This is a genomic window from Paenibacillus alba, assembly GCF_013204855.1.
Classification (GTDB): Bacteria; Bacillota; Bacilli; order Paenibacillales; family NBRC-103111; genus Paenibacillus_E; species Paenibacillus_E alba.
Genome location: NZ_JABMKZ010000023.1, coordinates 84,981 through 97,622, shown reverse-complemented (window position 1 = coordinate 97,622; position 12,642 = coordinate 84,981). Strand labels below are relative to the sequence as shown.

The window sequence follows — 12,642 nt, the reverse complement described above, 5'->3', positions numbered from 1 at the left end:
AACACATGAATAGGCCTTCTATTTTATGCAAAAGCAGGGGAGTATCATAAATTAGTTGAATAGGTGCTTAAAAAACTAGTATGCTCGCCCTTCCTCAAAAAACTATGATGAATCTAACAAATGAGAGGAGGAGGCATCACTTGGAAATTGTCAGTAAAACGGTCAGCAAAGCTCGAAACGAGCGCAAACATAAAACAAGCGTCATAGTACAGCTGTTTCGCAACATGAGAAAAGTTCCACAGCTGTACTTATTATGCTTGCTGCCTATTCTGTACATTTTAATATTCAAATACATACCCATGTATGGGGCGGTTATTGCCTTTCAGGATTATGTGCCTCATAAAGGGTTTTTCGGCAGTGATTGGGTCGGGTTAAAGCATTTCAGGAACTTTTTTAACTCCTATGAATTCTGGAAGGTCATTAAGAACACGCTTGGCCTTAGCTTCTATGGCTTGTTAGCAGGCTTTCCATTCCCTATCCTATTGGCGCTTTGCCTGAATTATGTGAACCGTCCGTTCATGAAAAAGTCTGTGCAGATGATTACGTATGCACCGCATTTTATTTCCATGGTCGTCATGATCGGTATTATTATGCAGCTGTTGGATCCAAAAACAGGGATCGTAAACATGCTGTTAGCGCAAACCGGATTCGATAAAATTGACTTTTTCGGCAATCCGGATCACTTTAAATCCTTGTATGTTTGGTCCGGTATTTGGCAGAATGTGGGATTCGGTTGTATCATTTATTTAGCCGCCTTGGCTGGCATTGATCCTTCCCTGCATGAAGCAGCGGTGATGGATGGGGCGACGAAAGTTCAAAGAATGTGGCATGTGGACATTCCCGGCATTATTCCGGTTGCAACGATATTATTAATTATGAGCGTAGGCAATATGATGGATGTTGGCTTCGAGAAAGTATTATTGATGCAAAATCCACTGAATGTAAGTACTTCCGAAGTCATTGACACTTACGTGTATAAGGTCGGTCTTCTCTCGACAGGAATTAAGTATTCATACGCTTCGGCGATCGGGTTGTTCACCTCCGTAATTAATTTAATCTTGCTGTTCACGGTGAATAAAGTCGCCAAAAAATTAGGGCAAACAAGCCTGTGGTAAAGAGGTGCAACCAGCAAGATGATGAAGTCGACCCGAATTCATGAATCCAAAGGCGATCAATTGTTTAACATTGCCAATTACACGATGCTTTGCCTGTTTACTCTAACCGTCTTATATCCTCTAATTTATGTGATAAGCGCTTCCTTCAGTTCATCTGCCGCTGTCATTTCGGGTAAAGTATGGCTGTGGCCGGTCGATATCTCTTTTCAGGGCTATGAAGCTGTGTTTAAGCATAAACAGATCTGGGTTGGTTTTGCGAATTCCATGTATTACGCGATTGTGGGAACGATTTTTAATGTCATTATGACGCTTATTGCAGCCTATCCGTTATCACGCAAAGACTTTTATATCCGAAATGCGGTCATGGCGTTATTCGTATTCACGATGATGTTTGGCGGAGGATTAATTCCGAACTATCTTTTGATTAAGTCGCTTGGGATGATTGATTCGCGATGGGCACTCATTGTTCCAGGCATTATGAGCGTCATGAGTGTTATTATTGCAAGAACGTATTTCCAAACGACGATTCCGGACGAACTTCTTGAAGCAGCGCATTTGGATGGGTGCAGTGATTACCAATTTTTGGTCAAAATCGTGGCTCCGTTATCTGGTCCTATCATCGCTGTGCTTTCTTTATTTTACGCGGTAGGGCATTGGAACACTTATTTCGCTGCCCTGCTTTATTTGAAATCGCCGGACCTGTATCCGCTGCAAATTATTTTGCGTGATGTGCTGGTGAAGAACACTTTTGATGAAGAAGTCATTACAGATGTTGTAGGTGCCGCGCAGCGGGAAGGAATGAGAGAGCTTCTGAAATACTCGCTGATTGTTGTTTCAACCATTCCTGTGCTTGTGGTGTATCCGTTTATCCAAAGACATTTTGTTAAAGGGATGATGATTGGTTCCTTAAAGGGCTAACCATAGATGAGTGAAATAAAAAGGGAGGAATTAAGCATGCAGAGAAAGAAGTTTCTGGGTTCAGCATTATGTTTACTTCTAAGTGCAACCGTTTTCTTAAGTGGCTGCAACAAGACGGAGACGGCAACTGAAGCAACCACGCAGCCTGAGGCCACTCAAAACGAGCTTGTAAATCCGCCAGGGGTACTTCCGATTACTAAAGAGAAAACGACAATTAAAGTAATGTCCCGGACAAATCCGAGTGTTGAAAACTTCGCCACTAATGAGTTTACCAAATGGCTGGAAGAGAAAACGAATATCCATATTGAATGGGACGTAGCAAGTGATCCGCAGCAGAAGCTGAATATTTCTTTGGCGAGCGGAGATTACCCGGATGTGTATCTGGGTTTTAATATTACACCTGTTCAACTGTCGCTTTACGGCAAAGACGGCGTATTCATTCCGCTTAACAAGCTTATTGATAAGTACGGGGTTGAAACGAAGAAGATGTTTGCATCCCTCCCGTACACGAAGGAGCTTTCTTCGAACTTTGACGGCAATATCTACGGGCTTCCCTCTGTGAACGAATGCTACCACTGTACGCACAGCACCAAAATGTGGATGAACCAAAAGTGGCTGGATGCTGTGGGAATGAAGCTGCCAACGACGACAGAGGAATTCTATCAAGTTCTAAAGGCTTTCAAAGAAAAAGATCCAAATGGCAATAAAAAAGCGGACGAATTGCCGCTCGTTGGAGCCAACATCGCAAATTCGTATGTGGATACCTATCTGATGCAGGCATTCATTGACAGTGATCGAAGCATGCAATTCCTGAAGGATGGCAAGATCAAGGTCGCTTTCAACCAGCCTGAATATAAAGAAGGACTCAAGTATCTCAATAAACTGTTTAAAGAGGGGTTAATCGACCCGCAATCGTTCACGCAAGATCGCAATCAGTTGAGAAAACTAGGCGAAAATCCGGATGCTGAGATTCTGGGCGCCATTCCGGCGCAAAATCCAACCGTCTTTAATTTGCTGGAAGGCCCACGCTGGAAAGATTATGTGGCTGTTCCTCCGCTCAAAGGACCTGGGGGCGTTCAAGCGTCTAAATATATCCCTCAAGGGATTACAACAGGCTCGTTCGTCATTACGAATAAAATGAAAAATCCAGAGATCGCCATGCGGTTAGCCGACTTCTTGTATTCGGAAGAAGCGACGATGCGCGCTGTGCTGGGCCGTCCGGATATGGAGTGGAAGGCTGCCGGACCTAACGATATTGGCATTAACGGCAAACCAGCCAAGTATACGGTGCTTGGAAACTCTTCACCTGGTGCAAAGAACGCAACTTGGGGACAAGTGGGACCATCCCTGCGCTCGAACGAATGGCGTTTGGGTCAAACGGCTGATCCGAAAAATCCACTGGAAGATATTTTGTACAAAGAGACGCTGAATAAATACGAGCCTTATAAGCCAGATCCAAAGAACGTAATTCCAACGCTGTTCTTTACGAATGATCAGTCGGATGAGATCGCTAATATCAGTAAAACCATCGATGACTACCGGAAAGAAACGACTGCAAGAATGATCATCGGGGATTTGGACATCGACAAAAAGTGGGATGAGTATGTGAAAAATCTGGATAATATGAAGCTTCCGCGTTATTTACAGATTCATCAGGAAGCCTATGATGCCATGAAGAAGAAATAGGAAGTTAAGATGCTCCACCTGCTAACAGACAGGTGGGGCTGGCAATGAAGTGGTTAGTATGAGCCATTCCTTTTTGATTGAAAGCGCTTTAAGATTTAAGAAAGGAGGTGTTATGTTCCCAAACTAAGGAAGTTTCATCCCCAATAAGCACAGTATGGCAGCCAATACCTCAGCCGATGAGGAATGTGAAAGAGGGCTTTATCATGCCGATCTCCACTGCAAAGAGCTTATTTACCTGTCCCAACAAGCATCTCATGGTATTTTTGCTTGTGTTCACCTGTGCAGGCCTGCTTTCCGGCTTCAAAGCTCACGCTGCTGGACCTATGGTTGCTGACAGCTTCACGGGTCCAGTCACTCAGAATGAAATCAATTCTTTTAAATCCTACATCCAAGGCGTAGAACCAGTCGTTTGGCCGAATACAGGCTCCATGCAAGGTGAATATGCGCAAGGTACAAGCGGTGAAAATATTAAAGCCATGGGTCTCATGTATGAGATCACGGGAGATACGGCCATTCTTGACCGAATGATCTATTTCTGCGATGTGCTGCTGTCCCAGCGAAACGATATTCTTCCAGCTCCATATGGCCATCGAACCGTTTGGACGAATACGATCGCTCCTGTATGGCCAGGCAATAATACGGGGACGGCTTCTGCTGATTCTGCAAACGGCGATCCGGTCGGGCACCTTGCCTATTGTGCCAATTTGATTCTGCAGCATCCGGCAATATGGAATACCTCCGTTGCCATTGGCGACAATTACAGCCATGGAGCTACCTATAAGCAGCGCGCTATGACGTTCATGAACGAGGCTGACTATGTGGTCAACCAATTCCTCTTCCCATCCTTGCTGGATCTATCCAATGGCAATAAATATTATTTCTCTACACAATCCCCTTACATGAGTGGCGGTGTTTTTCCATGGAATCAACAGATGATGATCTCCTACGGTCTGCAAAATTTGGCCGCAGCACATGCCGTTCTTGGCGATAATCCAACGCTCGTTTCACAATATGACGGTATTGTTCAAACGAATCTCAATTGGTTCTTCAGCAATAATACAGCCAAGCAAACCTATACGGACAGCAAAGGCAACACAGCCTACAACTGGGGCTATAATCCAACACTGTTGGGTGGAGAAGATTCCAATCATGCCAGTCTGGATGTAGCGGGCTTCTACCGAGCCTTCCTCAGCGGCCGATATGGCATTACCTCATCTATGATGATGCCTTTTGCCAACATGTACGCTGACGTGATGATGAGAGGGCCAAACGATTTTGCTGGCCGTGTGGATGGGACGGACGGAACCGGACACGGGGCGCCAACCACGTATGCCCGGACGGGCAACATCTTCTTGGCGGCACTTCGTCCAGATATGTTTGATAAGCTGGCTAACGCGAATATGCCGAATAAAACAACGACAAGCCTTGCTACGTTCGCTCGATTCATGTGGGCCAAAAATCAATTAAATACTGCAGGCGGCGATACACAAGCACCTACCACGCCAACCAATTTAACGGCTGCGGCTGTATCCGGCAACCAAATCAATTTGAGCTGGACTGCGTCGACTGACAATGTTGGCGTAACTGGGTACAATGTGTACCGCGGGGGTGTGTTTGTTGGATCATCGACGACGACCTCTTACAGCGACACAGGACTGACAGCTTCAACCACATACAGCTATACGGTAAAAGCCAAAGATGTAGCGGGGAATCAATCTGCAGCAAGCAGCACGGCGACTGCAACAACCACATCCTCCACATCGCCCTGGAATCTCGCTTTAGGTAAAACCTACAATGCCTCCACGACATGGAGCGACTCCTATCCGGCTTCTGCGGCTTTTGACGCCAATACGGCGACTCGTTGGTCGGCATCGAACGGTTCTTTGAGCAACCAATGGATTAGCGTCGATTTCGGCGCTGCCACGACATACAATCAGGTGATTGTCAAAGAGATTACCTTCCAAAGAGTCACGGCCTACAAGCTGCAATCCTCCAATGATGGCACGACCTTTACAGATATTGCGGGGACATCTGGAACGGCACTTGGAGCAAGCAAAACGATTGCATTTTCTCCCGTTACTTCTCGGTATGTGCGGCTCTACCTGAGTACGGCTAGCGCAGTACCGACGATAAATGAGATTGAAGTGTATAATCAATAGTTTTGAAATAGATGACCGCACGGCTTTATGGCTGTGCGGTTGTTTTGTTTTGCTGGATGGGCGTCGAGAAACTCATTCAAGCTCAGCGAGGACATCTTATCGACGAGAAAACGGCCGCTAAGTGTTGGAAATAATCGCTGCCTTAAAGTCATAGCAGTACCAGAATCGTAAAAAAAGACATACGAGTGTAAGAACGGATATTGATGGATGATAGAGGTGAGCGTAACATCAAAGCATAAACCAGATGGCGGAGGATATTTTTCCGCCTTTTCAAAGAGGAATGGAGGTTAGGTCATGTTTTATAGACGGTTAGCAGCAGCGGTTTAAAAGTAAGCGAGCTAAGCTTGGGGAGTTGGCTGACCTATGGTGGGGCTATTGATGCCAAGCACTCGGAAACCATTATTGATAAAGCCTATGCGTTAGGCATCAATCTGTTCGATACGGCCAATGTTTATCACAAGGGAGAAGCGGAGCAGGTTGTCGGTCGTGCCCTTGCCAAATACCCGAGGGAATCATACGTTCTGGCAACGAAGGTATGTGTGCCAATGGGGGAGGGACCTAACGACCGTGGTCTTTCTCGAAAGCACATTAAGGAGCAGTGTGACGCAAGCCTCAAAAGGCTGGGTGTAGATTACATAGATTTGTATCAATGCCATCGTTACGACCCGGAGACCCCGCTTGAGGAGACGCTTCGGGCGTTGGACGATCTGATCACGCAGGGCAAGGTACTGTATACAGGCGTTAGTATGTGGAAAAGCGAGCAGCTGCTCGACAGCGTGCATTTGGCTAAAGCGATGAACCTGAATCGAATTATTGCCAACCAGCCTCAATATCATATGTTTAGAAGGGGCATTGAGAAAGAAATTGTCCCACTTTGTCAAAGGGAAGGCATCGGGCAAGTGGTGTATTCCCCATTGGCACAAGGCATTTTAACTGGAAAATATAAGCCTGGAGCTCCTTTTCCGGATCAGTCAAGAGCGGCAGATCCCCAGCAAAACGGGGCCATTGTGCACATGATGAAGGAAGAGCAGCTGGCGAAGGTTGAGAAGCTGACCGCAATTGCCGAGCGCAACGATCTAAGTATGGCACAGTTGGCTTTGGCATGGATTCTGCGTTTGGACAATGTGTCGAGCTGTATCATCGGAGCTTCTCGGCCTGAGCAGATTGAAGAAAATGTCAAAGCTTCAGGTGTGAAGTTATCGGATTGGGATTTGCGGGAGATCGAAGATATTTTAAATGAAGAAGTCTAACAACAAGGGAGATAGGGCAGCATGTCGACAAAAGATGATTTGATGGACAATGCGGAGGCGGATAGCCGGAAATTCATTCATGTGCAAGATGCACCTCTGGATGCCGAACATGAACAGCGGATTGCTTGGTGGCGCGAGGCGAGGGTGGGCGTATTCATTCACTGGGGATTGTATTCACTCCCTGGAGGTATTTGGAAAGGCGAGACGGTGAATGCCGCCTATGCCGAGCATCTGCAATTGCGCGCGCAAATTCCAATTCAAGAATATGAACAAATTGCGGGGCAGTTTCATGCGGTCCAATTTGATGCGCAGCAGTGGGTTCACACGGTGAAGGCGGCGGGCTTCCATTATATGATCTTCACAGCGAAGCATCATGACGGTTTTGCCATGTACGATTCGGCAGTAAGCGATTATAACATTGTGAAAGCAACGCCATTTGGCCGGGATCCGGTTGCTGAGCTGGCAGACGCGTGCCGCAAGGAAGAGTTGGCGCTCTGCCTCTACTATTCCCATGCGATGGATTGGCATCATCCGGATTCACAAGGGAATACTTTGGACTTTCCTGATAACATAGGCGCTTATGATCCTCTAGAATCATGGGTGAAGGATTCGGATAAAAGCGCCCGGTATGAGCGGTATTTGGAGGAGAAGGCTTACCCTCAAGTTACTGAGCTGCTCACGGAATATGGCCCGGTTGGAACCATCTGGTTCGATTGCGGGCATAAGGTCACGGATGAGCAAGGGATGCATTTCGTCGATTTGGTGCATGGATTGCAAGCGGGATGCCTAGTCAATCGCCGAGTCCGAAGGGAAGGGTTCGGGGACTATGAGAACACAGGGGACAATCAGCTGCATATTCGGGCTCCACGAAGAGACTGGGAGTCGATTGCGACTTTGAATCATTCCTGGGGTTACAACCAAACGGATCATCAATGGAGAAGTCCCCAAGACATTGTGCGCGACATGACGAACGTTGTTAGTATGGGCGGGAATTATGTCATTAATATTGGCCCTACAGGCGAAGGGGCATTCGACCCGAAATCGCTTGAATTGCTTGCAGAAATCGGCAGCTGGCTGAAAGAGAACGGTGAAAGCATCTATGGTACTGTAAAAAGTCCGATTGGCAAAATGCCCTGGGGGCGCTGCACACGCAAAGGAAACACGTTATTTTTGCATGTTTGGGAGTGGCCTGCCCAAGGAGAATTGCTGGTGCCGGGGATTCCGAATCCTATTCATCATGCCTATTTATTGGCAGATGAGCACAAAGATCCCCTACCGATGAGGAAAATCAATGCATACGGAGATATGGCCATTCAATTGCCGCAGAATCCAATAGACCCCTATTGCACGGTAATTGCTTTGGAGTTCGAGGGTGAGCTCGATGCCAAAACATGCCAAGTGGTGTTTGGCGGAGTTTCTAACCGATTAAGTGTTTTTGATGGGGAGCTTCAGGGGACAACATTGCGATTCGATACGGGGAAAAAAGGCAGAGACAATGTGCGGGATTGGCATAAGATCGAGGATTATGTGCAGTGGAATTTCAGAGTGGCAAGCCGTGGAAGCTATAAGGTGATGGTTGTTTACGGCGCAAACGAGCCATCCGCAGGGGGGGCATTTGTTATTTCCGCTGGACAGGAACGGATAAGCGCAGCGGTCGAGTTTACGGGCGGGGAATATGAGTTTAAAGAGCATGCTGCTGGACAGCTGCTGTTCGCCGATGAAGCCGAGCTGGTCTTAACGATCAGACCGGAGAAGATTAACGGAGACGTGTTAATGAATCTGAAGGAAATTATTTTGATAAGTCTATAATTGGATGGCTCACGTGGCCATTAAATAAAGGAGCTGAGAGCTATGTTTCAAACGTTATTGCCTGCACCTCTTGAGGGTGGTTTCCGAATGGAAGGTTATTGGGTATGGTGTGGATCTTGCGTTAAGGGGGAGGATGGACGGTTCCATCTATTTGCTTCCCGTTGGCCGAAAGCTCTTCCTATGCATCCGGGCTGGCTTGTTCAGTCTGAAATCGTTCGTGCCGTTTCGAACTGTCCGGAAGGGCCCTACACGTTTCAGGAAGTTGTGCTGCCTGCGCGAGGCGCTGAATATTGGGACGGCCGAAGCACGCATAACCCTCAAATCGTTAAGCATGGAGGGAAATACTTGCTGTTTTACATGGGATCAACGCATCCGCTGAAAGAGCCTGTCGCAGGAGACGGCTATGGTCTTGACGACCCGCGTTGTATCGTTGCCCGCGCCAACAAGCGAATTGGACTTGCTGTTTCCGATAGCGTCACAGGTCCATGGGAACGGCGGGATGCGCCTATTTTAGCAACAAGACCCGGTAAATTTGATAGTTTCCTGACTTCCAATCCAGCACCCTGCATCCGGGAAGATGGGTCTGTGCTGTTAATTTATAAAGCCAGAAAATATGAAGGTCATGTTCATGGCAAAATGACGTTTGGTGCGGCCCATGCTGACCATTACGAGGGACCGTATCGGGTGCTCAGTGAAAATCCGCTTTTTCCTCCGGACGTACATTTGGAAGATCCATTTATTTGGCAAACACCTGAAGGCTATGAACTGCTTGCCAAGGACATGGAAGGAAATTTATGCGGAGAAAAATATGGCGGCATACACGCGTATTCGGCAGACGGCTTGAACTGGGAAATCGGCAAAGAACCGCTCGCTTATTCTAGGAGTGTTCTATGGGACGACGGTATTGTTCGTCAAATGGGCAATTTGGAAAGACCGTTTTTCCTGTTTCAGGAAGGGAAGCCCACGCATTTATTTGCGGCTACATCAGATGGCACCAATGGCTTTCATGATGCCACCGAAACCTGGAACATGGTCATACCGATTGCCCAAGGTACAAGCAGCAAGCTAGGAGGTCTGACTTAACACAATGGCAATGAATTTAGCTTTGCATAAAGCGGTAATAGGAAGCTCTGAAACAAGAGAAGCCGTTTGCAGTTATGCCGTCGATGGAGAGAAACATACGTTCTGGCAGCCAACAGGCAAGGATCGACAAGATGATAAACGTGTGTGGCTGACGGTCGATTTGGGCGAAAGTGTTTCTTTTAATCAGATCATTTTGCAATTAAAATCGGGTTTTATCAGCGGATATCGCATTCAATATTCCGATGATCGAAGCTCGTGGCTTGATGCTGCTCAGCGGGATGTGTCAGAAGAAGGCGGAATCAGCACCACAGATAGGCTCGTATTTCCCCGTGTGACGGGGAGATATGTCGCCCTTGAGGTGGAATTGTTTGATCCAGATCGTGATTTTCAATTGATCGAAATAGGTGTCTATGACCAGCCCTCCATTCCTTCGGGAGCCTTATTGAAGCAAGTCATGTTCACGGAAACAGCTCGGGGTTCTTTTGCCCGAGAGGATACGCTCTCTTTGCAAGTATCGAGCAAGGCGAGCTTTGCTTTGCAAGGGGTGCTGACAGATGGCCGGCCGGCGGATTTAACGACGGCACAAATCTTGCTCACAAGCAGCAGCTCAGAAGTAGCTTCCATTGATGCGAGTGGAGAGCTGACCGTTCATAGATCAGGAATTGCGCAAATCCATGGCAGCGTCACTTTATGTGGGGTCACCCAAGTGACCAGCCTCTTTATTGACAGCTACGATCCAGCCGAATGCATAGCAGACATTCGGCTGGAGCATCCAGCCATGCAGATGGAAATCGGTCAACCGGCTATGCTTGAAGCGGGCAGCAGCTATCCTCAGTTATTCATAAACCCTGCATTCGCTGCGACGGCAAGGGTTTCTTTGGTCACCGCTTCGGAAGGTTCAATTGTCTTCAGCCTTCCGGATCAGGAGCTGGAAGCCAATCAAGAACGGGGCTTTGTTCTGCCCGGATATGCTCAGCCAGGGAGCTATGAAATTCATGTTGAATGCTGCATAAAGGGAGAAGCAGCGGAGGCCAAAACCTATTATGACGTGTTTTACTTTACCGTTCACGACCCGCAGGTCTCTAGGGAGCAGGCAAGCCAGATTGTCTATTTGGCGGAGGATGGCAAGCTGACGTACGTCCCTGACTACAAAGGGAATCGCATCCTGGATTTCTCGAGCAGTGGTTATGGCGGAGGGGGCGTCAAGCTGCCGGAGGCAAAGCCGATGATCTATCTGGAGCCCGTGACCGGGGATAATACGCAGCATATTCAGCAAGCGATAGATTTGCTATCAGCACTGCCGCAGCTCGAGGATGGGTTGCGAGGAGCGATTGTGCTGAGAAAAGGGACGTATCCGATAAGCGGAGCGCTTCATCTGCGATCAAGCGGCATTGTTCTGCGAGGCGAAGGCGAGGGTACAGATGGCACGCTGCTCTATGCGACCGGCACGCTTCAGCGAGATCTGATCCAAATCTCAGGAGCTCCAGATTCAACGCTGCTGGCACACACTTTAACAGCTGTGACGGATCTATACGTCCCTTCGGGAGCTTGCTCGTTCCATGTTGAGGATGCTTCGGCATTTGCCGTAGGCGATACCGTGAAGGTGTTCCGTTATGGGAATGCCCGCTGGATTCATGCCATTGGCATGGATGCTATTCGCCTGCGTCCCGTGGCTGGGGGAACCGTCCAATGGCCGCCTTTTCAGCTTGAATTTGATCGAATGATCACGCAAATTGCCGGAAATTGCCTCACGGTGGATGCTCCCTTGGCGAATGCCATCGAGACACGATGGGGCGGCGGAGCGATCATGAAATATGAGGATTCCCAGCGCATTGAACAAGTGGGTGTAGAAAATTTGCGAATAGATGTCGAGTATGATCCGAGCATCACGGATACGAGAATCGACGGCAATGAGGGGCCAGCCGCATATTTGGCTGATGAGCAGCATGCCATTAACGGTATTTACATGGACCATGTCCAAAATGCCTGGATACGAAATATCACCAGCTATCATCTCCAGCATGCGCTCGTGCAAGTGGGGACCAATACCAAATGGATTACCATTCAGGATTGCGCTGCCTATGATTTCATTAGCGTTATTACCGGAGGCCGACGTTACTCGGTTCATCTGATGGGTGAATTAACGCTGGTTCAACGTACGTATACGGAAACAGCGAGACATGCTTTTGCCGTGGATGCCAGGGTTGCTGGACCGAATGTGTTCCTGGATTGTGAATCCCGCAAGGACTATAACACGAGCGAGCCGCATCATCGTTGGTCTGTGGGCTGTTTGTACGACAATGTGAATGGGCGTATCCATATTCAAGACCGTGGCTGGCTCGGGAGCGGGCATGGATGGTCAGGAGCTAATTATGTCGCTTGGAATACGGAAAATGAACTCGTATGTCAAAGTCCGCCAACCGCGCAGAACTATGCCATTGGGCATGTAGGAACGAAAGGCAATGCCATTTTGCCTAACGCTTACGACAAGCGTGTACGTAAAGAAGCCTTTTGGGAAAGCTTTGGAACGCATGTAAATCCCCGAAGTTTATACCTTCAGCAGCTGCAGGATCGTCTGGGGGCACAGGCAGTGGCGAATATTTCGGAAAAGGAGTGAGCGAA

Annotated in this window: 7 protein-coding genes and 1 pseudogene; all 8 read left to right on the top strand. The window is 47.9% G+C overall.

Translation table 11 applies throughout. The annotated features are described in order from the left end of the window. Nucleotides 1–140: 140 nt before the first annotated feature. Nucleotides 141–1,115 carry an ABC transporter permease gene (locus HQN90_RS24660; protein WP_246362817.1) on the top strand — a complete coding sequence of 325 codons (975 nt, stop codon included), beginning with the start codon at nucleotides 141–143 and terminating at the stop codon, nucleotides 1,113–1,115. A 21-nt stretch (nucleotides 1,116–1,136) separates the two neighbouring features. Then, a complete protein-coding gene (locus HQN90_RS24655) occupies nucleotides 1,137–2,033 on the top strand; it encodes a carbohydrate ABC transporter permease (RefSeq protein ID WP_173223688.1) in 897 nt (298 codons plus the stop codon). A 36-nt stretch (nucleotides 2,034–2,069) separates the two neighbouring features. Continuing rightward, a complete protein-coding gene (locus HQN90_RS24650; RefSeq protein WP_173223643.1) occupies nucleotides 2,070–3,719 on the top strand; it encodes an ABC transporter substrate-binding protein in 1,650 nt (549 codons plus the stop codon). Between the two features lie 203 nt (nucleotides 3,720–3,922). After that, a complete protein-coding gene (locus HQN90_RS38915) occupies nucleotides 3,923–5,878 on the top strand; it encodes a discoidin domain-containing protein (protein WP_246362816.1) in 1,956 nt (651 codons plus the stop codon). 294 nt (nucleotides 5,879–6,172) lie between these two features. Further along, nucleotides 6,173–7,128 (top strand): annotated as a pseudogene (locus tag HQN90_RS24640) (aldo/keto reductase family protein). A 21-nt stretch (nucleotides 7,129–7,149) separates the two neighbouring features. Then, nucleotides 7,150–8,937 (top strand): alpha-L-fucosidase, encoded by a 1,788-nt coding sequence (locus HQN90_RS24635; RefSeq protein WP_173223637.1) that lies wholly within the window; start codon nucleotides 7,150–7,152, stop codon nucleotides 8,935–8,937. A 42-nt stretch (nucleotides 8,938–8,979) separates the two neighbouring features. Next, nucleotides 8,980–10,020 carry a glycoside hydrolase family protein gene (locus tag HQN90_RS24630; RefSeq protein ID WP_173223635.1) on the top strand — a complete coding sequence of 347 codons (1,041 nt, stop codon included), beginning with the start codon at nucleotides 8,980–8,982 and terminating at the stop codon, nucleotides 10,018–10,020. Nucleotides 10,021–10,024: 4 nt separating this feature from the next. Then, complete coding sequence (locus HQN90_RS24625; protein ID WP_173223633.1) at nucleotides 10,025–12,637, top strand: discoidin domain-containing protein; 2,613 nt, start codon at nucleotides 10,025–10,027, stop codon at nucleotides 12,635–12,637. The last annotated feature ends 5 nt before the right edge of the window (nucleotides 12,638–12,642 follow it).

What these genes read in the sequence shown, in the direction of transcription:
- HQN90_RS24655 (WP_173223688.1), top strand. Translation starts at nt 1,137, where the DNA reads ATGAAGTCGACCCGAATTCATGAATCCAAAGGCGATCAATTGTTTAAC.
- HQN90_RS24650 (WP_173223643.1), top strand. Translation starts at nt 2,070, where the DNA reads ATGCAGAGAAAGAAGTTTCTGGGTTCAGCATTATGTTTACTTCTAAGT.
- HQN90_RS24635 (WP_173223637.1), top strand. Translation starts at nt 7,150, where the DNA reads ATGTCGACAAAAGATGATTTGATGGACAATGCGGAGGCGGATAGCCGG.
- HQN90_RS24625 (WP_173223633.1), top strand. Translation starts at nt 10,025, where the DNA reads ATGGCAATGAATTTAGCTTTGCATAAAGCGGTAATAGGAAGCTCTGAA.
- HQN90_RS24630 (WP_173223635.1), top strand. Translation starts at nt 8,980, where the DNA reads ATGTTTCAAACGTTATTGCCTGCACCTCTTGAGGGTGGTTTCCGAATG.
- HQN90_RS38915 (WP_246362816.1), top strand. Translation starts at nt 3,923, where the DNA reads ATGCCGATCTCCACTGCAAAGAGCTTATTTACCTGTCCCAACAAGCAT.